General features: G+C 53.6%; 21 protein-coding genes. 2 read left to right on the top strand and 19 right to left on the bottom strand.

Annotation, left to right across the window (positions count from 1 at the left end):
* Positions 1–4 precede the first annotated feature (4 nt).
* The 9 genes from AC6EMZ_RS09250 to AC6EMZ_RS09210 form a co-directional block, all read right to left on the bottom strand.
* Positions 5–1,054: a protein-glutamate methylesterase/protein-glutamine glutaminase gene (locus AC6EMZ_RS09250; protein ID WP_498402136.1), complete on the bottom strand. Its 1,050-nt coding sequence runs from the start codon at positions 1,052–1,054 to the stop codon at positions 5–7.
* Positions 1,051–1,917, bottom strand: a complete 867-nt coding sequence (gene cheR / locus AC6EMZ_RS09245; RefSeq protein ID WP_498402135.1) for a protein-glutamate O-methyltransferase CheR — start codon at positions 1,915–1,917, stop codon at positions 1,051–1,053. The genes AC6EMZ_RS09250 and cheR overlap by 4 nt, the downstream gene beginning before the upstream one ends.
* Positions 1,918–1,936: 19 nt before the next feature.
* A complete protein-coding gene (gene tap / locus AC6EMZ_RS09240; protein WP_498402134.1) occupies positions 1,937–3,538 on the bottom strand; it encodes a methyl-accepting chemotaxis protein IV in 1,602 nt (533 codons plus the stop codon).
* Between the two features lie 43 nt (positions 3,539–3,581).
* Positions 3,582–5,255, bottom strand: coding sequence for a methyl-accepting chemotaxis protein II (gene tar, locus AC6EMZ_RS09235; RefSeq protein WP_498402133.1), 1,674 nt, complete (start codon positions 5,253–5,255; stop codon positions 3,582–3,584).
* A gap of 84 nt (positions 5,256–5,339) precedes the next feature.
* Positions 5,340–6,308 (bottom strand): Csu type fimbrial protein, encoded by a 969-nt coding sequence (locus AC6EMZ_RS09230; protein ID WP_498402132.1) that lies wholly within the window; start codon positions 6,306–6,308, stop codon positions 5,340–5,342.
* Positions 6,305–8,689 (bottom strand): fimbria/pilus outer membrane usher protein, encoded by a 2,385-nt coding sequence (locus AC6EMZ_RS09225; protein ID WP_498402131.1) that lies wholly within the window; start codon positions 8,687–8,689, stop codon positions 6,305–6,307. The genes AC6EMZ_RS09230 and AC6EMZ_RS09225 overlap by 4 nt, the downstream gene beginning before the upstream one ends.
* Positions 8,665–9,426, bottom strand: coding sequence for a fimbrial biogenesis chaperone (locus AC6EMZ_RS09220; RefSeq protein ID WP_498402130.1), 762 nt, complete (start codon positions 9,424–9,426; stop codon positions 8,665–8,667). The genes AC6EMZ_RS09225 and AC6EMZ_RS09220 overlap by 25 nt, the downstream gene beginning before the upstream one ends.
* Before the next feature lie 16 nt (positions 9,427–9,442).
* Positions 9,443–9,991, bottom strand: coding sequence for a Csu type fimbrial protein (locus AC6EMZ_RS09215; RefSeq protein WP_498402129.1), 549 nt, complete (start codon positions 9,989–9,991; stop codon positions 9,443–9,445).
* Between the two features lie 13 nt (positions 9,992–10,004).
* Entirely contained in the window at positions 10,005–10,574 is a 570-nt protein-coding gene (locus AC6EMZ_RS09210; RefSeq protein ID WP_498402128.1) for a Csu type fimbrial protein, read from the bottom strand.
* 431 nt (positions 10,575–11,005) lie between these two features.
* Between AC6EMZ_RS09210 and AC6EMZ_RS09205 the strand changes: the two genes are divergently transcribed.
* The gene (locus AC6EMZ_RS09205; RefSeq protein WP_498402127.1) at positions 11,006–12,265 is read left to right on the top strand and encodes a dicarboxylate/amino acid:cation symporter; all 1,260 of its coding nucleotides are present in this window, start codon (positions 11,006–11,008) and stop codon (positions 12,263–12,265) included.
* A 48-nt stretch (positions 12,266–12,313) separates the two neighbouring features.
* On the opposite strand, the gene cheW is transcribed toward AC6EMZ_RS09205, so the two are convergent.
* From cheW to flhD, 6 genes are all read right to left on the bottom strand, one after another.
* Positions 12,314–12,817 (bottom strand): chemotaxis protein CheW, encoded by a 504-nt coding sequence (gene cheW, locus AC6EMZ_RS09200; RefSeq protein WP_498402126.1) that lies wholly within the window; start codon positions 12,815–12,817, stop codon positions 12,314–12,316.
* Positions 12,818–12,837: 20 nt separating this feature from the next.
* Positions 12,838–14,877 carry a chemotaxis protein CheA gene (gene cheA, locus AC6EMZ_RS09195; protein ID WP_498402125.1) on the bottom strand — a complete coding sequence of 680 codons (2,040 nt, stop codon included), beginning with the start codon at positions 14,875–14,877 and terminating at the stop codon, positions 12,838–12,840.
* 4 nt (positions 14,878–14,881) lie between these two features.
* Positions 14,882–15,811, bottom strand: coding sequence for a flagellar motor protein MotB (motB, locus tag AC6EMZ_RS09190; RefSeq protein WP_498402124.1), 930 nt, complete (start codon positions 15,809–15,811; stop codon positions 14,882–14,884).
* Positions 15,808–16,695, bottom strand: coding sequence for a flagellar motor stator protein MotA (gene motA / locus AC6EMZ_RS09185; protein ID WP_498402123.1), 888 nt, complete (start codon positions 16,693–16,695; stop codon positions 15,808–15,810). Before motA ends, motB begins: the two co-directional genes overlap by 4 nt.
* A 121-nt stretch (positions 16,696–16,816) precedes the next feature.
* Positions 16,817–17,395, bottom strand: a complete 579-nt coding sequence (flhC, locus tag AC6EMZ_RS09180; protein ID WP_498402315.1) for a flagellar transcriptional regulator FlhC — start codon at positions 17,393–17,395, stop codon at positions 16,817–16,819.
* Between the two features lie 2 nt (positions 17,396–17,397).
* On the bottom strand, positions 17,398–17,748 hold the full coding sequence (gene flhD / locus AC6EMZ_RS09175; RefSeq protein ID WP_498402122.1) for a flagellar transcriptional regulator FlhD: 351 nt from the start codon (positions 17,746–17,748) through the stop codon (positions 17,398–17,400).
* 794 nt (positions 17,749–18,542) lie between these two features.
* On the opposite strand from flhD, the gene uspC reads away from it, so the two are divergent.
* A complete protein-coding gene (gene uspC, locus AC6EMZ_RS09170) occupies positions 18,543–18,971 on the top strand; it encodes a universal stress protein UspC (RefSeq protein WP_498402121.1) in 429 nt (142 codons plus the stop codon).
* 18 nt (positions 18,972–18,989) lie between these two features.
* Here the strand turns inward: uspC and otsA are convergent, their stop codons facing one another.
* From otsA to araG, 4 genes are all read right to left on the bottom strand, one after another.
* Positions 18,990–20,414 (bottom strand): alpha,alpha-trehalose-phosphate synthase, encoded by a 1,425-nt coding sequence (gene otsA, locus AC6EMZ_RS09165; protein ID WP_498402314.1) that lies wholly within the window; start codon positions 20,412–20,414, stop codon positions 18,990–18,992.
* Positions 20,389–21,195, bottom strand: a complete 807-nt coding sequence (gene otsB / locus AC6EMZ_RS09160; RefSeq protein WP_498402120.1) for a trehalose-phosphatase — start codon at positions 21,193–21,195, stop codon at positions 20,389–20,391. Before otsB ends, otsA begins: the two co-directional genes overlap by 26 nt.
* A 176-nt stretch (positions 21,196–21,371) precedes the next feature.
* Positions 21,372–22,352: an L-arabinose ABC transporter permease AraH gene (araH, locus tag AC6EMZ_RS09155; RefSeq protein ID WP_498402313.1), complete on the bottom strand. Its 981-nt coding sequence runs from the start codon at positions 22,350–22,352 to the stop codon at positions 21,372–21,374.
* Positions 22,353–22,366: 14 nt separating this feature from the next.
* The gene (gene araG, locus AC6EMZ_RS09150) at positions 22,367–23,881 is read right to left on the bottom strand and encodes an L-arabinose ABC transporter ATP-binding protein AraG (RefSeq protein WP_498402119.1); all 1,515 of its coding nucleotides are present in this window, start codon (positions 23,879–23,881) and stop codon (positions 22,367–22,369) included.
* Between the last annotated feature and the right edge of the window lie 18 nt (positions 23,882–23,899).

Here is a 23,899-nt window from a genome sequence, read left to right as displayed (position 1 = left end):
CTCATTAAATACGTATTGCCTGTCCGGCACTGATTTTTGCCAACATTTGCTGGCTTACCTGGCTAAGATCGACCACTTCGCTCACGCCACCCATATTGATGGCCTCGCGCGGCATGCCGAACACCACACAACTTGCTTCATTCTGTGCAATGGTCCAGGCGCCCGCCTGGTGCATTGCCAGCATTCCGGCGGCACCATCGTTGCCCATCCCCGTCAGGATCACCCCAACGGCGTTGCGCCCCGCATGTTTTGCCACCGAATGAAACAGCACATCCACTGATGGACGATGCCGGTTAACCGGCGGCCCATCATGAATTTTGATCTGATAGTTTGCCCCACTGCGCGACAGTTCCATGTGCTTGTCGCCCGGCGCGATATACGCATGCCCTGGCAGCACACGCTCACCGTCTTCTGCCTCTTTCACGCTTATCTGACAGAGCTTATTCAAACGCTCGGCAAACGAACGGGTGAAGCCCGGCGGCATATGCTGAGTAATCAGAATACCCGGGCTTGAGAGCGGCAATGGCTGGAGTACATGGCGAATTGCCTCTGTTCCCCCGGTTGACGCGCCGATCACCAGCAGTTTTTCCGAACTCAGCAACGGCCCGGCTTTGAGCGTGACGGGTGCGCCCATCGGCTTATGTGCCGCCAGTTTCGCCCGCGAAGCGGTACGAATTTTCTCAGCGATCATTTCGCTGTAAGCCAGCATCCCTTCACGAATGCCTAACTGCGGTTTGGTGACAAAATCCACCGCTCCCAGCTCCAGCGCCCGCAGCGTTATCTCTGACCCTTTACCCGTCAGTGAGGAAACCATCACCACCGGCATAGGGCGTAAGCGCATCAACTTCTCAAGGAAATCAATACCGTCCATGCGCGGCATTTCAACGTCCAGCGTCAGCACGTCCGGATTAAACTTTTTGATTAAATCCCTGGCAACGAGCGGATCGGGCGCGGTTGCCACCATCTCCATATCGCTGTGGCTATTGATAATCTCCGTCATGATTTGACGCATCAGCGCTGAATCATCTACAGACAACACCCTGATCTTACTCATGCTTTTTCCTTACTCAGCGCATAAACCGTCTGCCCGCGCAGGCTAAACTCGCGAGCAAGGTTGCTGAAGTTCTCCGAATGCCCGGCAAACAATAATCCGTCAGGCTTAAGCAGCGGGGCAAAACGACGCAGAATCTCCTGCTGCGTCGTTTTATCAAAATAAATCATGACGTTACGACAAAAAATGGCGTCAAATGGCCCCGGCACGTTGTACTGTTTATCCAGCAGGTTAACCGATGCAAACTCAACACAGTTCGCCAGCTCCTGACGGACGCGCACCAGGCCTTCATGCGGTCCCGTACCGCGCATGAAGTAGCGCTGTAGCTGCTGTGGCGACAACGTTTTCAGCTCATCCTGGCGATAAACGCCGTTCCGCGCTTTCTCCAGCACCTCGGTATCAATATCGCTGGCGTACACTTTCCAACGCCCTGGGGCCATTCCCAGCGTGTCGGCAAGCGTGATCGCCAGAGAGTAAGGCTCTTCTCCTGTCGATGCCGCCGCACTCCAGACACGGTATTCACCGCTGCGACGACGCGCATGCTCTGCCAGCACCGGGAAGTGATGGCCTTCGCGGAAAAACGCCGTCAGGTTAGTGGTCAGCGAGTTGATAAACGCCTGCCATTCTGCACTGTTCGGGTTGGCTTCCAGCATGCTCAAATAGCGACCGAAGTCATCCAGTTCAAGCGTGCGTAAGCGCCGCACCAGACGGTTGTAGACCATGTCTCGCTTATGATCGGCGAGCACAATCCCTGCACGCTGGTAGATCAACTGACATATCCGACGAAAATGCACGTCGGATAGCGCGAGACGCTGTGTCATCTGTAACAATAATGACGATTGCCCATTGGGCTGTGATGATGTCATAGCGCCTTCTTAATCACTCTCAGGATACAACTGGCACGGCCTGTGACCGTCCGACTTCTGCTACTGTTTCGACTTGCTCTTTCACGTTAAATACCGCAACCAGACCGGTAAGATGATCGGCCTGATTAGCGAGCTGGTCGGTAGCGGCCGCCGCTTCTTCTACGAGAGAAGCGTTCTGTTGCGTTACCTGATCCATCTGCGACACGGCCTGAGCAACCTGCTCTATTCCGCGACGCTGTTCATCTGAGGCGGAAGCTATCTCACCCATAATGTCGTTGACGCGCGTCACCGATGTCACAATTTCAGTCATGGTATGCGCGGCGGTATCGACCAGTTCAGCGCCCTGCTTAACGCGGGAAACGGACTCTTCAATCAATACTTTGATCTCTTTTGCTGCGTTTGCGCTGCGGCTGGCGAGATTGCGAACTTCACCCGCAACGACGGCAAAACCGCGTCCCTGTTCACCCGCGCGCGCCGCTTCCACCGCGGCGTTCAGTGCCAGGATATTGGTCTGAAAAGCAATACCGTCGATCACGCTGATAATGTCGCCAATTTTCTGCGAGCTGGTGGCAATTTGTTGCATTGTGCTGGCAACGTGTGACGTTTGATCGCCACCTTTTCTCGCCGTTTGCGCGGCACTTTTTGCCAAATCTGACGCCTGACGAGCATTGTCGGCGTTCTGGCCAACCGTCGCCGTTAGCTCTTCCATACTGGCCGCAGTTTGCGCCAGCGAAGCGGCCTGCTGTTCAGTACGAGATGACAGATCGTTGTTACCTGCTGCAATCTCCGAAATACCGGTGTGCATCGCGTAACTGCCGTGACGCACTTCCGTTACCGTTTCACGCAAAGAACCCTGCATCGCTTTCAGGCTGGCAAAAATAGCCGAAATTTCATTCTTACCGAATACCGCGACCGGACGCGCCAGATTACCTTTTGCAATGCTGTCGAAATGGCTGCTGATAATCGCCAGCGGTAACACAATCATCCTGCGCGACCAGAGCAATGCCCCACCAGTGAGCAGCGCGGCCAAAATCACCATCGTGGCAAATATCACTCCCGACATGTGGTAGCTGGTGCGGCTATCCCGACTCGCGTGTTCGACAAACTGGTTCATGTCCACCAGCCAGGCGTTAAAGCTTTTATTGAAAGCAGCCTGAGAATCCTGCACCGGTGCGGTGAGGAAGTCTGACAGCTGATTGTTTTCAAGCCAGGTGGCCTGATGCTCCAAATCGCTGTGCCACTGGGTATAACTTTTCTGCATTTCCGCTTTCAGCGCTTTGCCCTTTTCACTGACCGCGTCCTGTGTGCCAAAGGTTTTAAACTGCACATCGGCCTGCTTCAGACTTTCGCGAGCGGTGACCATCAGTGCTTTGATGTCATCCGGTGGATAGCTTAATGCCGTGAGCGTGCCCGCCTTATTCAGCGCGGTGCTGGCCTGCAATAACACCACTCGCGTTTCTGCGAGCGAGGAGCGTTGCTGGTTACTCGTCTCGACTTCCTGCAAATTCTGATAACCATCGCGAAACGCCCAAAATGACAACCCGTTACTGCCAACCTGCAATACACCGCAAAGAATCAAAATTAAAAACAATGTGGTCGAGATACGAATACGATTTAACATCCACGCTCCCATCATGCGGCAAGCAGCCGCGGTTAAATATCAGTCAAAATGTTTCCCAGTTTTCTTCTTGTCCCTGTCCATGTGTCGTCGCACGGGTGTTTTTCACCCCAGCGACAGACGCCGTCCCGGCAGGTCTTGTCCGTGACGTATCCGTATTGAGTGGTGTAGAGGTAAGGCGAAACGCCGAGACGGCCATCTTCAGACGACTCGCCTGGTCTTCCAGCGCAGCGGCCGCCGCAGCAGACTCCTGCACCAGCGCGGCGTTTTGTTGTGTGACGCGATCCATTTCCTGTACCGCCAGTGCAACCTGGTCGATACCACGACTCTGTTCATCCGACGCAGAGGCGATTTCGCCCATGATGTCGGTCACGCGAGTCACCGCATTGACGATTTCATCCATCGTTTCCCCGGCGCTTTCTACCAGCACCGAACCGGTATTCACACGCGAGACGGAATCTTCAATCAACGCTTTGATTTCTTTCGCTGCATTGGCGCTTCGGCTGGCAAGGTTACGCACTTCGCCAGCAACAACCGCAAAACCGCGCCCCTGCTCTCCGGCACGCGCCGCTTCCACTGCCGCGTTAAGCGCCAGGATATTAGTCTGGAAGGCAATACCGTCGATAACGCTTGTGATGTCGGCGATCTTCTTCGAGCTGCCCGCGATGTCATGCATGGTTTTCACCACACCATCCACCACTTTGCCGCCGCGCTGAGCGGTTTCAGAAGCGCTTTCCGCCAGCTGAGCCGCCTGACGCGCGTTATCGGCGTTTTGCTTCACGGTTGCCGTCAGCTCTTCCATGCTGGCTGCCGTCTCTTCCAGCGCGGAAGCCTGCTGCTCCGTACGTGAGGAGAGATCGTTATTGCCCATCGCAATTTCGCTGGTGCCGGTGTAAATCGCATCCGAACCCTGACGCACGTTGGTGACGGTATCGGTCAGCGAACGCTGCATATGGTCAACGGTAGTTGCCAGTTCGGTCATTTCGTTACGCCCGGAAATGGTGAGCGTTTTAGTCAGATCGCCGCTGGCAATCTCACGAATATGAGCGATGACACGACCCAGCGGATTCAGCAAAACATGTCGGATGCCGTACCATACGCCCACCAGCACAATGACCAGTGCCAACGCTAAAAACGCCATCTGCCACTTGGCAAAACGGTAGTCGTTCTTGCTCTCGGTAAAGGCGGAATGATACTGCTCGCTGCTGGCCTTCGCGTATTCGCTCAACGCGGCACCGAGGGCGTTTTGCATCCCCTGGGTTGGCTGAGCAAAGTAAGCGTCGGTATTGCCGCTCTCGAGGAACTGAATCAGCTCCGTCAGACCGGCAGCATAGCGGGTGTATTTTTCGTCAATGTTCTGGCTCGCCTGCTCCATCGCGGGAAGGGGCGTGATTTTTTTGAAGGCATCGTAATGCTTTGCGGCCTCAGCAAGCGTGGTGCGGGCATTTTTCAGGAGATCGGTTTTTGCACTGCTCTGCTGATTAGCGGGATCCATCATCATGCGCGCTGAAGATCGGCTCAGGTTGATACGCGTTTGCAGCATCAAATCCCAAGTGGACGTCAGTTCACTTTGCTGTAAACGCAGATCGTTCGATACCGCAAAACTTTGCTGGTTTTGTTTTAAAGATGAGAACAACAGCCCACCGGAAAGGAGCTGAAGAAGTGCGAAAATGACCAGCACCATCATCAGCATCGTGACTACGCGGATACGGTTCAACATACAACACCTTCTCTAAGTTTTATTAACGGTGTTATCGGCACGGACGGCGGGAACTTTACATTTGCGAAAGGGAAAAGCGTCGGCTCAGAACGCGACATCAACCACGAGGGTGTCGGTATAGGCTCCGGCGGGGGGTGTGGTTTGGCTGGTCAACACTTTGGCGGTGTAGTTGTAGGTACGCAAAAGCCCATCGGCACTGAGCTGCGATGAGGCCGCGCTGGCCCAGCGTTCGGTCCCGCTACCGCCCCAACGATTGCTGGTGGCTTCTTTATAGATGTCATAACTCATGTAGTTTCCGCTATTCACCATCCGGCGCACGCCGTTAAGTGCGTTTAGCCCATTATTAATGCCGATGGTATAGGTGCTGCCCTTGGTACAGGTCACGGCGACAGCCTGGGAAATCGTCGGGAAATTCTGAACCAACGGCGCGCTATTAAAGCTGACGTTGGGTGTGGTCATGGCACTACAGTCGTTGGTGACGTTCATATTTAGGGTAATGCTGGTCGTTGCCGTACCGGTTTGCGGGGTAAGACACACCGCACCCAACCCGACCGAACAGACGCTGTAGTTAATGCTAAACGTCAGGACAACCTGATACGGGCCTGCCGTCACGTTTTGCCCAGAGACCGTACGGAAGTAGAGCGGGATGTTGTACTGCTTCGCGCCAATCAGGTTTAACAGCGTGTTACCACTCCAGGTATAGGATTTGGCGATTTGAACTTCTGAGCTGCCCGAACAGCCCGTCAGCCCGCACAGGCGCGTGGGGATCACGTCGGTAATCGCCGCGTTATCGGTACGTTTCATGGTCGCCCGGCTATTCGCCGACACGGTAGCGGCGGTGTAGTTGAGCGTCACGGAGTCGTTGGTCAATAAATTGAGCACTGCGTCACAGGTGACCACCAGCGTGCCAGTGGTTTCCACCTCGCCGGTTCCGCTTAACGCAAATGACGTCACACTTCCAAAGGCGGCATTCACGGTGCTGACCGTACAGGCCGCCTTACTGCCGCCCGCAATGACCAGCAGCAGCAGCAACATGAGCAGCACACGTTTCATTTCCCCTCCCGGCAAACCAGCGGGCCATAGGTCTTGAGCTTGTGCTCCGGGTTGGCGTCAATGGTCAGGGTGGCATGGCAGCGTTTACCCTCCGGCGTCGTGACACTGAGCGCATTGATGTCGTTCAGGCTCTCCAGCCAGGCAATACCGTCGTAGCCAACCACCGCCGTATTGCGCGATGGCCGCCTGACCTGGCTTCCCACCGGGATATCTTTCCCGTTGGTATCGTGGAGGATCACGCTTGCCACGCGCTCCTGCTCCATCGGAAAATCAACCAGATAGCCGCTGTGACGGCGGATCGCCACACGGCGCTCGGTCTCTTTTAACCGCGTATCAGCAGGCAAATTCAGCGTGTTGATACTGTAACTTGCAGGGTAATAGGCCGACACGCCGCTGATCAGCAGATAGCCGTTATGATTCGTTTTGCCCACAGGCTGGTTTTCATAATTGACCGGCACGTCCGGATGCCCGTCGGTGCTGATCACCACAAAGGCGTCATTGATTTTATTCGCGGCGAACAGTTCGTTATCCATCAGGACTATCGACCCCATCGCCTCGCCCCACCAGGTCATCATGTCCCGTTCACCGTAGCCGCCGCCCTGCAACTCGATGTTATTGTTACGCCAACCCAGTGTGGCTTGCTGGTAGTGGCTTGATGTCGACTGGTTAGCCAACGCCATATTCCAGCTAAAACCGCCGTCCGATGGCATCGAGTGGTTGTAGTTAACCCGCTGGGTGCTGCCTGAATCAGGCGTGTTTTCGAGGGTAATCGCCGCACTGTCCCGCTCTCCTAGCGGGATTTGCAGCGACATCGCCACCGTCCAGTCACCGCGCTGTTGGTCGCGGCTGGCGGCAAGATAGAGACTGCTGTTGCCCCACAGGTTGCGACTCCAGGAGAGATTGAGCAGCTCTGTTTTTTGACTGTCAAAGCTTTCGACGCCAATCCATGCGGCACCGATATTGCCGAAATCACCCAGATTAAAGGTCAGGGAATACTGGTCGGTGTTGCGACTCAGGCTCGCGATAGGCTGGTTTTGTTCATCGTAGATAGTGGGCTGATCGTAGAGCGCCAGGTTGCCGTAGCCGCGATCGCGTCGGGAATGCTGAGTGGCGAGGCTGAACGCGCTGGTGCTGTACTGATAGCCCCAGTTGATTTGTCCGCCGTCGTCGCCCCGCATCTGGCTGTGGGTATAAGAGGAGTTCACCACGCCGTAGCGACCCAGTTTCACCACCGCCCCTGCTCCGCCCAACGCCAGCTCCTCGGCGGCCTCGGCGTGCCCCTCGAGCGTCAGCCAGTCGGTCGCGCCGTAGCGATAGGATCCGCTCCCTGCCGCCGGGCCGTAGTCAAAATTATCAATGCCGTAACTACGGCGCAGGCTGCCCAGCGTGAACGCCCCGTCGCTCAGGCCTTGTTTTAGCAGATCGCTGGTGACGTAAAATGGCATGGTCGTACTCACCTGACGCCCCAGGGCATCGGTGGTGATTAGCACCGCATCCCCCGCCCCGTTGATGTACGGCAGGTTGGTCAGGGTAAAGGGTCCCGGCTGGAGTTGCGTTGAACCGGAACGGTAGCCGTTAATAAACAGATCGACCGATGTCGGCACGGCGGCCTCGCCGGAAAACTCAGGCAGCGGCCAGGTGACCAGGTCCGGGCGCAACGAAAAATCGCGTCCGTAACTGATGCCGCCCATTCGCACGCTGCTGCTCCAGCTCACCGCATCACTGATCACATCCCCCACGGTCCACGTGGTGGCATCGTCTTCGTTGGTCATCGTCAACGTGGTGTCGTAACGCACGTAGCCTTCCTGCTGGCCGGTATTCCCGTCAAAGCTTTGGCGCGTATAGCCCGTAGAGGAGAGAGAGCCGTTTTCATTAAAGTAGCGGAACTCATGCCATAGCGAGGCCTGACCGCCAATATGTTCGGTGTGGTTGGTGTAGAGATCGTAATTGAGTAAAGCCCCGGTGCCGTAATAGGGTTTGCTCTGAGCAAGCTGTCCACCGAAAGGCGTCACGCGGGCGGATACCCACTCGCGCGGCACGTTTAACAGCAAACGCTGCGCGGTGCTGTCATATTCAACCCGCACCTGCGCCAGTTGCGAGAGATTTACCTCGCCAACGGGCACCTGCTCTGGCGGCAGCCCCGCGCGCAGCAAATCTGCGCTGGAGATGAAAAACATCCCTTCACGCTGCGTGACGGGGACCACCAGCCCGGTGTCGTAGTGGTTAATCACCACCGACAGCTGAAATACTGCTTCGCTATTGACCGCCTGCGCACCTGGCGGTGGCGGTAAATTGTCATCGCCGGACTCGGCCCAGGAGCGTGTCGTGACGCAGAGCAGGATTATCATCGCCGCCTTCAGTTGACAGGCGCCGACTGCCATTGCGGATCCCGGGCATTAATTTGCGCACTCAGCTGACGTGGCTGGCGAAGCCCCGCAGGAAGCGGCCAGCTACGGGTGCTACCCGGCAGAACGTAGCCCAATAGCCCCTCTGCCAGCGTGCGTTTTTGCCCTCCCTGACCGAGCGCAACCTGACTTAACCGCACGTGAACATCCCCTCGATTGCTAACCTGTAACGCAGGTTGCCCTCCGTCCTGAACCACTCGCCAGCTCAGGTTATTGGTTTCCACCAGCGCATGATGCGCCCCTTCTTTGATGGTCTGGATACCCTGACCATAAACAAAAAGCGGAATGGAATAGCGCATCTGGAGTTTGAGGCCCATTTCAGGCTGGGATGTGTCGCTGGGTTGAGGGATTTCATCGACAATAATGCGATAGGCTTGTTCGACCCCCATCGGAACATCGCTTTGTTTGATCAGTCGAATTAACTGCTTGCTGCCCTTAGAAATATTAACGATAGGCGGGCTGGCGACCACATCCTGCTGGGCAGTGTAGCGCTCGTAGCCATTTTCCTGCCGCCAGCGCACGATGCGCACCTGCATGGTGGTCGCGCTATTCCCTTGATTCTGGATCCATAATTCGGTGGCTTTGGTATCAGCGGAAAGCCAGGGATCGATAGGCCAAAGCAAAATGGTTGCCGCCGCGTTTGCTCTCCCCATGGCTGAGGCAAATATCACCCCTAAACCCAGCACGCCATAGCGTAAAAAAGATGCCTTCATTGACCTTCTCCCTGTTTCACCATGACAGGGTCACGGTGAGTTGATCTGTATAGGTTCCTGCGGGGCTAAACCCCGTCAGGAGCGCCACACCAAATAACGGCAGCGCAATATTATTGCTGTTGGTATAGGTCACTGGCACCGCTTGATTAACCCCTATCTCGCTGTTTGCGGCCAGCGAACTGCTGCTGTAAAGCCGGTAACCCACCATGTCGTTACCGCTCGCTCGCGGCATCCGACGCACCGACGAGTAATGCTGCCCGCCATCGATACTCATGCTCAGCGTCACCCCGGGCGTACAGGCGATAGACAGCGCACCGTTAGGCACAAAGCTGGTACTGACCTGGCCCGTTGCTACCCCACTGCGAGCACCAAAATTCAGCGTACCCAGCACTCCCCCCGTTCCCGTCGTCACGGCACAGCCCGGCGTGATAGTGGCGGAGACCTGAAAAGATTGCGTGGTAACCGCCCCCACCGATGTCGCATAAAGCAGACATAACGGCAGGGTAAAAAAAAGATGCAATTTTCCCTCTGCGAGTATTCGCAGATCTGGGATCACAACGGTCATTGCCGGTGTGTAACTAGTAGGTCACGCTAACGTTGATGGTATCGGTGTAGGTGCCAGGCACCACCGTTACGCTGTTTCCGCCGCCGGTAATGCGTCCGTAAAGGGTATAGCTGTCTACCCCCCCTGCGGTTGAGGCCACCGGGATCGGCGCGTTGTTGGCCACGATGTTGTTGAAGCCGCTATCACTAAAGAGGCTGTACGCGACGCCCTGAGCCGTATTCGTCGCATTCACCAAATAACGTGCTGGCGTTCCTGGGGTCCCGACGACGGTGCCAGGTGCGGTGGAGTTGGTGTTGCCGGTTATCGCTACCGAATAACTGGCGGTGGTGCATTGAACGGTAAAGGTATTCCCGCCACTGGCACCGGCAAGTTGGGTCGTGAGCGTTGAGAAGGTGGCTGGATGAGTACCAAAATCCAGGGTCCCGAAGTTAATGCCGTTTTGGGTTGGTGAGCCGTTAATCAGGCAACCGTTTGATAAGGTGAGCGTGGCCCCGATGGTCCCGTTACTGGTCACCGCAACGGCATTGCTCGTCGCCATAGCCAGCATACTGCCCATGCCAATGAGAAGGAGTTTTCTTTTCATGTACAGCCCTCCAGAGAATATTGCCTTTCGCTTTTTGTATTTTATTCATAATGCTCAATCTGTTAGCACCGCTTAACTTTGCTGATAAGCAGTTATTGAGAATTTAGTTTATGGATCTCGCTTCAACCACCAGAGGGGTTTGAGCTGATACTTTTGCCTTATTGACGATAATTATTGTTTAAATACAAAAAGTTAACATTTCAAACATCTCTCGGAGTCGCCATAAACTGAGGATATATTGGTGTTAATGTGATAAGCATCACAATATATCGCACCGGCACCAACAACAAATCTAATAAAAACTAAAAAATAGTTGTATCTACTTTGGCTTTACTTCAATTTATGTGATGAATGTATTGGTGCGCTGCAATTAGAAAATAATATGTCTCAGCGCACGGTTAAAATCATAAGCGCATAGAGGGTATTTTTTCGTGGCAAGTGCAAACAAACTCACGCTCTTCATCGTGATCTTCATGCTGGCGGGCATTCTTTCCGGGGCCGTTATTCATGAGTATGCGTCAACTGACGTCATCACCGCCTGGGCAGACAACATCACACTCCTGACCGACATCTTCCTTCGACTCATTAAAATGGTTATCGCCCCGCTGGTATTTAGCACCCTCACGGTTGGGATAATGAGGCTCGGGGAAACCTCAACCATTGGCCGCGTTGGCGGTAAAGCCATGGTCTGGTTTATCAGCTCTTCTGTGCTGTCTATTCTGGTGGGATTGTTTATCGTCACTCTCGAACAACCGGGCAGCGGTCTTAATCTCAGCATTCCGGTTGAAGCGGTAGATACCGGTCTTGCGGTCGGCGGCATGTCGCTGAAAGGTTTTCTCTCGCATACGATCCCGACCAGTATCGTGGGGGCGATGGCCAATAATGAGATCCTACAGATCGTCGTGTTCTCGATGTTCTTTGGTATTGGCGGCGCGTCGCTGGGCGAGAAATTTAACGCCCCGCTCGTCGCGGCGCTGGACGTGGTTTCTCACATCATGTTGAAAGTCACGGGCTACGTGATGTACGTGGCACCCCTGGCTATCTTCGCCGCCATTTCGTCGGTTATCGCCACGCAGGGTTTGGGCATTCTGTTGAATTACGCCTCGTTTATCGGCGGATACTATGTGGCTATTCTGCTCACCTGTCTGGTGCTGCTGGCGGTGGGATACATGGTGCTGAAGAAAGAGGTCTTCCGCCTGGTCGTCATGCTAAAAGACCCGGTGCTGGTCGCGTTCACCACCAGCAGCTCCGAAGCGGCCTACCCGAAAACGCTGGAACAGCTCACCCGTTTCGGCTGTTCACGCAATATCGTGTCGTTTGTACTGCCGATTGGCTACTCGTTTAATCTGGTGGGCTCGATGGTGTATTGCTCGTTTGCGTCGATGTTTATCGCGCAGGCTTACAATATTCACCTGAGCTTTGCCGAAGTCACCGTGTTAATGCTGACCTTAATGCTGGCATCGAAAGGCATTGCTGGCGTACCGCGCTCTGCACTGGTTGTACTGGCGGCGACTATCCCGAGTTTCCACATTCCGGTTGCCGGGATCCTGCTGCTCATGGGGATAGACCATTTCCTGGATATGGGTCGTTCCGCGATTAACGTTCTGGGGAACGGGATTGCCACGGCGATGCTGGCGCAGAATGAGGGGCTGCTGGAAGAAGAAAGCGATTTGGTAGAGCAAGAAGCCTAAGCTAAAAAAATGCCCGGCAGACGCATTGCGCCGCCGGGCAAGTCGATATTACGCTACGTGGCTTGCCGCGATATCCAGCAGTGCCATCTCATCGCTATTCAGCAGTTTCTCGATGTTCACCAGAATCAGCATACGATCGCCCAGCGCGCCGAGACCCGTCAGGTACTCGGTGGACAAGGTCACCGCAAATTCTGGTGCCGGGCGAATCTGATCGGTGGTCAGCGACAGCACATCAGATACGCCATCAACCACAATACCGACCACGCGCTGTCCCAGATTCAGGACGATTACCACGGTGTTCTCGTTGTACTCGACATCGCTCTGGCTAAACTTCACGCGCAGGTCGACAATCGGCACGATGACGCCGCGCAGGTTAGTCACACCTTTGATAAACGAAGGCGTGTTGGCAATGCGAGTGACCTGATCGTAGCCACGAATCTCCTGCACTTTAAGAATATCGATGCCGTACTCTTCATCGCCTAAAGTGAAAACCAGGAATTCCTGCCCTGATGGCTCGCCCGCCAGTTTCGTTACATTACTCATACCGGTCATGTTTTTACCTTCTTAACTAATCAGGCGGCTGTGTACGCCACACGTTGTTCACGATTTAAACCCTGAAGCGCCGACACATCGACGATCAGTGCGACGCTGCCATCGCCAAGGATAGTGGCAGCTGAAATTCCCGGCACTTTGCGGTAGTTGCTTTCGAGGTTCTTCACCACGACCTGATGCTGACCAATCAATTGATCAACCAGCAGCGCATAGCGGCGGCCTGCACTTTGCAGAATGACGACGATGCCTTGAGTGGCTTCAGTCTTCGCACCGTCAACCTCAAACACTTTCCACAGTTCTACCAGCGGCAGGTATTCACCACGCACTTCAAGCACGCGCTCACCGCCGGCCAGCGGATGTAAATCTTCTTCGCTTGGCTGCAAGGACTCCATGACCGCATTCAGCGGCAGGATAAAGACCTCACCGGCGACTTTCACCGACATACCGTCAAGGATCGCCAGCGTCAGCGGAAGCAGAATTCGGATAGTGGTACCGGTGCCTTGTTTAGATTTGATCTCAACGTGCCCACCCATCTCCTGGATGTTACGTTTCACCACATCCATGCCCACACCACGACCTGAAACGTCCGTAACCTGTTCTGCCGTCGAGAAGCCAGGCGCGAAGATAAGCATCCCCACTTCTTCGTCGGTCATGTTTTCGTTAACGGCCATCCCTTGAGAAAGTGCTTTCGCAAGGATACGTTCGCGATTGAGGCCTGCGCCATCGTCGGTCACTTCGATACAGATGTTTCCGCCCTGGTGTTCAGCGGACAACGTCAGGTTACCGACTGGAGATTTACCCGCCGCAATGCGGCTTTCGGGTGACTCAATGCCGTGATCCAGACTGTTACGCACCAGGTGCGTCAACGGATCGATAATGCGTTCAATCAGGCTCTTATCAAGCTCGGTCGAACTCCCCAGTTGGGTGAGTTCAATTTGCTTGTTCAGCTTGCTGGCCAAATCACGGACCAGACGCGGGAAGCGGCTAAAGACATATTCCATCGGCATCATGCGGATGGACATCACCGACTCCTGCAGGTCACGGGCGTTACGTTGTAACTGACCCATGCTGGTAATCAAATCGCCGTGCGTTACGGGATCAAGTTCATTAGAACGCTGAGCCAGCATCGACTGGGTGATGACCAGTTCGCCGACCAGGTTAATCAGTTGGTCAACCTTCTCAACCGCCACGCGAATGCTGGTTGATTCACTGCTTCGTGCTGCTGGTTTTTCGCGTTCCGCACGATTTGGCGTACCCGCTTCATTCGGCACGGCCTTCAGCGCAGGCGCGTTTGCCGCCACGGCAGGCGCAGCCACTTCTGGCGCAACACCCTTTTCTTCGCTTTCAACAGGCACGGTTTCTGCGACGGCTTCGGTTTCAAAATCGATTTGATCGGCTTCAATCACAAAGCACAGCACCGCCACGATATCATCCTGACCAATACCACCATCCAGCGTCGCGGCAAGACTGTCTTTGCCTTTTACCACGTTACTGAGGGTCGCCAGATTACCGAGCTCTTCTTCGAGTAAATTCACTTCGCCTTCTTTAAGGCGAGAGAGAATCACGCGAAGCTTTGCTTCCTCCACGGGCGCGGTCGCGCCTTCAGCGGCAAGGGCATCAACCACGCTTAATTTTGCCGCATTCACGGCAGGCGCGGCCACTGCACCTTTTGCTTCCAGCGCAAGCTGGCGCAACGCGTTGCAGATGTATTCGAAGCTGGCAGCATCAGGCTCTTGCGAGCTTTTATAGGCGTCGAGCTGTTCCTGCATAATATCTTTGGTTTCCAAAAACAGGTTGATAATGTCGGTATTCAGCTGCATCTCACCGCGTCGAGCTTCATCCAGCAGGTTTTCCATTAAATGGGTTGTCTCCTGCAGGACGGTAAAACCAAAGGTTCCGGCGCCACCTTTTATCGAGTGTGCCGCGCGGAAAATGGCATTAAGCTGTTCTGAATCCGGTGCCTCAGGCACCAAATCCAGCAGATGCTGCTCCATGTCAGCCAACAACTCGTCGGCTTCATCAAAAAATGTCTGGTAAAAATCGCTAATATCCATGCTCACGCTATCACCTCGGATTGGCTGGTGGCGATGTTGGAACGGCAGCCGAAGGCACTGCCCCTGGCTGTTTTAAATCGTCCAGTGACTCATTCTGGCTTTCGGCGTTTTCATGCAGAATGGTCTGCTCCGCCTGCTGATTGAGCACCAAAAGACTGATACGACGGTTAACGGCGTCATCCGGTCCACGGTCGGTCATTCGCATGGTTGCGGCCATGCCAACGACGCGCAGAACTTTGCCTTCATCAAGCCCACCGGTGACCAGCTCGCGACGCGAGGCGTTGGCACGGTCGGCAGAAAGCTCCCAGTTGCTGTATCCCTTCTCGCCGTTGGCATACGGAAAATCATCCGTGTGCCCCGAGAGACTAATACGGTTTGGAATACCGTTCAGGACGGGCGCAATACCGCGCAAAATGTCGCGCATATAAGGCTCGACGTCCGCGCTGCCGGTTTTAAACATTGGGCGATTCTGGCTATCAATAATCTGAATACGTAAACCTTCCTGCACCAAATCAATCTTGAGGTGCGGGCGCAATGCGCGCAGTTTCGGATCGGCCTCAATGAGCTGGTCGAGGTCACCGCGCAGTTTTTTCAGGCGCGCTTGCTCCATGCGTTTTTTCAGCTCATTGATGTTAGGTTCTCTTTTGACTTCACCCTTCTGCTGGGTGAAATCATCACCCCCGCCTGGAATGGCACTGTCGCTTTCAGATATACGCTGCCCACCTGTCACCGCTGTGGCCAGTGGGGTTCTGAAATACTCTGCAATCTGTATCAGCTCTTTCGGGCTGGAGATAGAAATCAGCCACATCACAAGGAAAAACGCCATCATGGCGGTCATAAAGTCCGCATACGCGATCTTCCACGAGCCGTGGGATCCATGCCCATGACTTTTGTGCTTGCGCTTTTTTACGATGACGATGGGATGGGACTGATTTTTCATGCGTCCTCAGTCGTCGTCTGCTGGTTTGGGTTTTTCACCGCGCGCACGTGCTCTTCGAGCTCAATAAACGATGGGCGCTCGCTGGAGTACAGCGTTTTACGTCCGAACTCCACAGCGATTGGCGGTGCATAACCGTTAAGATTCGACAGCAGCGTAATCTTCACACACTGCATCATTTTGGTGGTTTCGGCGCTCTTCTGACGCAGTACGCTTGCCAGTGGAGAGATAAATCCATAAGCGAGGAGAATACCGAGGAAGGTTCCCACCATCGCGTGGGCAATCAATGCGCCGAGTTCCGCCGCCGGGCGATCCGCCGAGGCCAGTGCGTGAACCACGCCCATTACCGCCGCAACGATACCGAATGCCGGTAACGAGTCGCCGACCAGTGCCAGGCTGTTTGCCGGGACTTCGGATTCACTTTCGTGGGTTTCGATTTCCTCGTCCATCAGCGCTTCGATTTCGAAGGTGTTCATGTTGCCGCTGATGATGAGACGCAGATAGTCGACAATAAAATCGAGCATCATCGGATCGGCCAGAATCCGGGGATAGCTGGCGAAGATTTCGCTCTCTTTCGGGTTTTCAATGTCCCGCTCCAGCGAAAACATCCCCTGCTGGCGTGACTTCGCCATCAGGCGATACAGCAGCGCCAGTAAATCCATGTACATGCTTTTGGTGTATTTCGAACGGCGAAACAGCAGCGGAAGCGCTTTCAGCGTTCCCTTAATCGATTTACCGTTGTTGCCAACGATAAACGCACCAATTCCCGCCCCGCCAATGATAATAAACTCAGACGGTTGATAGAGTGCTCCAAGGTGCCCGCCGGTCATCATATAACCGCCGAAAACTGTTACGATTACAACAAGGTAACCTAATAAGATAAGCACGACATCATCCTTCCGCTAGTGACTTTGGCGGGATGTTCAGATCGCATGATTGTCCGAGCTCAGGGCAAAAAAAGCAGCGGTAATAATTTACCGCTGCTGGAATCTTTCCCACACGTTCGGGTTAAACAGCGTGTTCGATCTGTTCATCCAGCAGTTGTGGAATAATATCGGCAGCATTCGAGGAAAGTTTACGTCTTTTTACCGCGCGGGATGGCGGCTGGCATAAACTACAGGCAAAGCTACCCGCGGGTTGATGAGCATGGGTGATAAAGTTGCCATTGCAGCAGTTGCAGCTAGACAATTGTAAGAGACCACTTTCAACGAAACGAACCAGCGTCCATGCGCGAGTCAGCGCCAGCAACGGCCCCTCTTCTGGCTGCGGACACTGTTCAAGATAGAGCTTGTAAGCTTTAATAACGGCATCGACGCCGCTACATAAACCGGTTTTCAAAAGATACTGCCAGGCGTTACAAAACATCGATGCGTGAATGTTTTGTTCCCAGGTCATAAACCAGTCGGTTGAAAATGGCAGCATACCTTTTGGTGGGGGGCTGCCACGTAATTCTTTATATAACTTAATAAGACGACCGCGACTCAACTGAGTCTCGCTTTCCAGCATTTGCAAGCGGGCGCCCAGCGTGATCAGTTCCATTGCCAACTGAATGTCGCGAGCTTCCTGAACAATGCTTTTTACGCTCATCATTAAGCCCTTTTCTTACGGGCCACGTCATCAGACTTACTGACTTCAGAGAGGAGGCGTGTCGAAAGCAATATTCCGGTATGGATCTGTTGCAGATCGTCAACGCGAGAATCCTGAGTCAGACGAGTAATTGTCTGATGGCTGTCAAAGCGGAACTGACAAACCAGTTGATTTGTTTCCGCCAGTTTCACCATCTGAGGGAGGGTCAATCCGCCCAGCGTCGTTGCCATCTCTTCGCTGATACCCAGGCGGAACATTGCGGACGCTTTGTCTTCACTAATCAAACGCTGCGCAAGCAATAAGTATGACAAATTGATGTCATACACGTGTTTCAGCAACTCGGATGTATGCATTTTTCCCATCCAGAATAACCAACTATTATTTTATGCGGTAAGACCGCACCCCGTGATGTCGCCGGGAAAACCCCGGTAAAAAAAAAGAAAAGGCGTAAATGCATAGTTGAATTAAGGGCTCTGTGATTAAAGCGCATGGTGCGGAAAATGATGTCCTTTTGCTTACACGCTTTATCATTTCTTACAAATAACTAAGATTTTTCCTAATTCGAGGCAACTCTACTCGTCAGTTTTCACACATACAATGCAGCCCCTCCCGAAATTTAAAAAAAATGTGACGTGCGTCACATAATTTAACCAAGAATCACGCATAAATCCATCAGCGTGTCTTGTAAATTGGACAAAATATGCTCAGTCGAAGGCGTTATCTATTCCTTGTTGACGAATACTCATTCAGAAGCATTATCGATCCGGGCACGTATCTTGCTCTCGGGGGGCGATTCCAGAGGCTCAGAATGTCATGCGATCTCTTAGTTAGAAACGTTAAGTTAATATTCTTAAAAAACAGGCAGTTATTGAGTAAGCAAAACGCAATGGTTTCGGTGGGTAACCATAATCATTCTGTTGATAACCCGTTAAGACGATTTAACAGTACATTATTTAATTTGTAAGATTTCCGTTAAGTATCTAATTTTAGTTAGCAACCCGACTTATGCCATTATTCTTTTTATAAGAATAATTAATGAATAATTATGAGAAGCGTCACACTAATGTCGTATTGCCCTCTTGCGAAGCGGCGCAAATCGCGCTAATGGTTTCTCATAACCTGTTTTCACTCATCTAAGGAGTGGGCGATGAGTTACTCACATCTACTTGTTTGCGTAGCCGTTTCACCAGAAAGCCACCTTCTTTTATCTCGCGCGGTTTCCATCGCCAGACCCCACAACGCGCGGGTAAGCCTGGTCACTCTTGCCGCTGAGCCGGAAATGTTTAATCAGATGGCAGCCCCGATGTTAGAAGACCTCCGTGGCGTATTGCAGGAAGAGACGCAGCAGTTTTTGCAGGAGCTGGAAGAGAAGGCGCAATATCCAATTGAACGGACGTTTATTGCAACGGGGGAATTAAGCGAACATATTCTCGATATTTGCCGTAAACAGAATATTGATTTGGTTATTTGCGGAAACCATAACCAAAGCTTCTTTTCACGCGCGGCGTGTTCGGCTAAAGCGATTGTTCGCTCAAGCCTGGTGGATGTGCTGTTAGTTCCCCTCGGTGGCGCGTAGGGCCACCGAGGGGCAAACTCAGGCGAGTTTAGGGAAGGCCGCGACCTTTTTTTGCAAATTGCTCTCCACGCTGCGTGCCGTTATCCGCTCAAGATCGCTGATGAAACGCTCCTGCCAGTGATTAATGTCATTTTCGCGAATGACCTTCATCATCTCAGAATAACGAGAGATTCGCTCCGTTAGCGGCATTTTCAGCGCTCTGTCTAGTGCGTTCGCGACATCATCACTATCGTAAGGATTGACGATTAACGCTGAGGTTAACTCGTTCGCAGCACCTGCAAATTGCGATAAAACCAGAACACCAGGATCATTCGGATCCTGTGCTGCGACATACTCTTTTGCGACCAGATTCATCCCATCGCGCAAAGGCGTAACCAACCCCACCTCTGCATAACGGAAGACCTTCATCAGCACTTTGCGATCAAAATGCTGGTTCAGGTAATAAAGCGGGGTCCACCCCAACTGACCGTAGCGACCATTAATCCGCCCTGCTTCGGTTTCCAGTTGATGCCGAATATCCTGATAGGCCTGAACTTCGCCACGTGACGTCGGCGCAATTTGGGTGTAGCGGATTTTGCCATGATGCTGAGGATACTTATCCAGCAGCGTCTCGTAAGCCTGGAAGCGTTCTGGCAGCCCTTTTGAGTAATCCAGTCGTTCTACCGAAAAGATGTTCTTAACGTTCTTGAGCTCGTTTTTAAGCTGCGCCAGTTTAGGCGGCAGCGGCCCGGAAGCATCAGCCGCGATTTCGTCAGGCTCGATACCAATAGGATAGACCGCAGTACAAAACGTTTTGCCCCATGCCGTATGCGATTTGCCGCTGTTGGTCACCAGCCGCGTTTTACTGGAAACGCTGTCCAGGAACGCCACGCGGTCATTCTCAGTCTGGAAGCCAAGCAGATCGTAATCACAAAGCCCCTCTAACAGCTCTTCGTGTGGTGGCAAGGCGTTAAAGATTTCTGGCGTGGGGAACGGAATGTGCAGGAAAAATCCGATGCGATTGTTAACACCACGCTTTCTCAGCTTGCTGGCAAACGGCAGCAGGTGATAATCGTGGATCCAGATAATATCGTCCTCCTTGATGAGCGGCTGCAGTTTGTCTGCCAGCAAGGCGTTGACGCGGGTATAGCCTTCCCATGCATCTCGCTGAAATTTGACGAGGTCCAGGCGATAGTGGAACGCAGGCCACAGCACGGCATTGGAGAACTGCGAGTAATACTCATCGTAGTCCTTCTCACCGAGGTTAAAGGATGCCCAGGTAATATTACCCCGTGTTACCTTTTTTAGCGGCTGGTCCTCGTTGCCGACATCCCCGCTCCAGCCAAACCACAATCCCCCTGCTGCCTTCAAGGCACCTAAGATCCCTACCGCCAGGCCACCTGCACTGGTTTTTTTATCGTCCGGTGGCGCAATACGGTTAGAGACTACGACTAAGCGACCCATCATGTTTTCTCCTGTTGTTATGCGCTATTTTTTCTTGTTGTTGCTGGTTAGCGATTTCTGTTACCCATTGCCAGACGCTGGCCACGGTGGGCAAACGCCATTTGGCCCGTGTTTCGCCCTGTCCGACTTTAATCGACAGGCCTTTAGCCCGATTGACGACGTCAAAACCGTACTCGTCAGTCAGATCATCTCCAATAAAGACCGGCGTTCTCCCCTGGAAGGGGGCTTCTGTCATGAACGACGCGATTGCCTCGCCTTTATTGATACCTTTGGGCTTAATCTCTACGACGCATTTCCCGGGCTGGAGCGCCAGTTGCGGATTGGCTGCAACCATCGCCGCAGCTAATGCCGTTACCGCCAGCTCGTGCTGCGGAGCCTGGCGGTAATGTAACGCAAAGGCCATCCCTTTCGCTTCGAGTTCGGTGCCGGGTAAATGCGCTAGCGCCGCTGTCAGCTGCGCCTGAAGCGTCTGAATCAACGCCTCCGGCAAAGAGACGACATGTGTGTGATCATGGATGTCGCGGCGCTCCGCTCCGTGCACACCGGCAAGCGGAAAGCGATAAGGCCCGGCGAGCGTATCCAGCTCGGCCATTGAGCGCCCTGATATCAATGCCAGTGCCCCATGATTCATCTGCGAAAGCTGGTAAAGCACCTGAAGTACCTCGGTGGGGATTGCCACCTGATCAGGATGCGGTTTTATCTCTGCGAGCGTACCGTCGAGGTCAAAAAAGAATGCAAAATTCCCAGCCAGCACAGGCGGTACGGTTAACGTGTCAGCCACCTTTGTCCTCCTTACAGTTTGCGAGATGTGAAAACTGTTAACATCTCAATCGCCATGTAAGTATAGACAGTGTGACGCTGCTCGCCATTTAGCAAACCGCCCACCAGGGATGCTGGCGGGCGGTTAAGAGGTGCGACTACACTTAAAAGTTGTGTCGCGTTCAGGCAGGAAAAGCGTTATACGGTGCGCTTTGCTTTTTGCTTGTAACGGTCGAAGATCACCGCTGCAAGCAGGATGAGGCCACGTACGACGTATTGAGAGAACGGCGAGATGTTCAGCAGGTTCATGGCGTTCTCCACGGTGCCGAGGATCAGAATACCGGCCACCACATATGAGATTTTTCCGATGCCTCCTTTGAGCGAAACACCGCCTAAAACGCAGGCTGAGATAACAATTAGCTCATAACCAATCGACGTCATCGGCTGTCCGCTGGTCATTCGCGATGCCAAAATAATCCCCGCCGCGGCAGATACCAACCCTGAAAGCACAAAGATGATGATCTTCGTGCGAACGACTGGGACACCGGCCAAACGCGCCGCCTCTTCGTTCCCGCCAATCGCCAGGGTATTACGCCCAAACGTGGTCCGATTGAGCAAGAAGCCGAAGATAATCAGGCAACCCACTGTGAGCCAGATAGGCGCAGGCAGACCCAGCCAGTTAGCGTAGCCCAGCGCGAAGAAACGCTCGTCTTCGATACCCACCGCTTTACCATCAGAAATGATATAGGCCAGGCCGCGCACAATTTGCATGGTCGCGAGGGTGGTAATCAGGGCGTTAATCTTCAAACGCGCGATCACAAAGCCATTGACCAGACCACTGAGCATGCCAAGCAGCAGACCGGCAAATACGCCAATCCACAGGCTTTCTGTCATGTTGATAACCACCGCCGTGGTCACCCCGGCGCACGCAATCACCGACGCAACGGAGAGATCAAAGTCTCCGGAGGCCAGGCAAAAAAGCATGCCGCACGCCACCATGCCGGACATGGAAATCGCCAGCCCCAGCCCTTTCATATTGATAAAACTGGCAAAGTTCGGCACAAAGATCGCACATCCGAGGAACAGGACGGCAAAGACGACCAGCATCCCGTATTGATCCCAGATTCGCCCAAGACTGAAAGCCGATTTCGGCGCCCGGGATGTAGTTACAGAGGACATCATTAACTCCTTACTCAGGCGACAGCCTGGCTGACTTTAGGCATGGCGAGGCTCAACGCCTGTTGTTCATTCGCCTGTTCATGGTGCAATTCACCAGCGATATCGCCTTCACGCATGACGATGATGCGGTCGGCTACGCCTAGCACTTCGGGCAGGTCACTCGAGGCGAATAGCACCGCCACACCGCGTTTTGCCAGCGCATAGATGACGTTATAGATTTCGTGCTTCGCGCCAACGTCGATACCGCGCGTTGGCTCATCAAGCAAAATGACCTTCATATCCTCGGACAGCCAACGACCCAGAATGGCTTTCTGTTGATTGCCGCCAGAAAGGTTCATGATCAGCTGCTCGGCCCCAGGCGTTTTGATATTGAGCGAACGGATATGGTGATCCGCATTAGTCGCTTCCCAACCGTCATTGATCAGACAGCCAGCACGGATAAACTTCCGTCGGGCAGAAATATTGATGTTGTCCCGCACGGAGTGCACAGGAATGATCCCATCCGCTTTACGATCCTCAGGACAAAGCATCATGCCCGCACGGATAGCATGCGCAGGTTTTTGGATATCGACCGGCTGACCGTCGATGTAAACCTGACCCGCGGTGATCCTCGTTCCGCCAAACAGCCCTTTCATTAATTCGCTACGCCCTGCCCCTACCAGGCCAAAGAGCCCGACGATTTCTCCGCTACGCACCGTCAGGCTAATCGGGGTACGCACCCCAGGAGCCTTAACGCTATCCAGTCGCAGACGTTCTTCGCCGTACGGTCGGGATTGCCAGTGATAGATATCCCCTAGTTCACGTCCTACCATCGCTTGCACCAGTTGGTCGTGATTGACCTGCTGCATGTCGGTGAAGGTACGAACGTATCGGCCATCTTTAAATACGGTGATGGCGTCGCTGAGGGCAAAGATCTCTTCCATACGATGCGAAACGTATAAGATGATGCGACCTTCTTTGCGTAACTCGCGGATGACGCGGAACAGATTCTCGATCTCTCGCGCCGACAGCGAGCTTGTCGGTTCATCAAAGGCGATTATCTTGGCGTTACGCGCCAGTGCCTTGGCAATTTCAACCATCTGCCATTGGCCGATAGAAAGGTATTTCAGTGGGGTTTGGGGATCGATATCCAGACCGAGGTGCTTGAGCTGCAATCCTGCTTCGTAATTAAGCAGTGAGCGATTAACAAAACCGCCTTTGTGCGGGAGCTGCCCCAGATAGATGTTTTCTGCCACCGTCATCTCAGGAACAAGGTGAAGTTCCTGATAGATGATTGCGATCCCTGCGTTTAGCGCCGCGTTGGTATCGGCAAACGAGACCTCTTCGCCTCGGATGGCGAGCGAACCCGTGGTGGGGGCGTAATTACCGCTGAGCACTTTCAGCAGTGTGGATTTCCCTGCGCCATTCTCCCCCATCAGGGCGTGAATCTGACCGGGATAGCAGTCGAAACTGATGTCGGTCAGCGCGTTAACACCGGGAAACGTTTTACCGATGCCGCGAAAAGAGAGATACGGGTCAGACTGTTGCATAACGTCTCCGTGATTTCA

It is taken from the genome of Enterobacter sp. SCRI0065, assembly GCF_059766475.1.
This window is presented reverse-complemented; position numbering and strand designations above follow the sequence as displayed.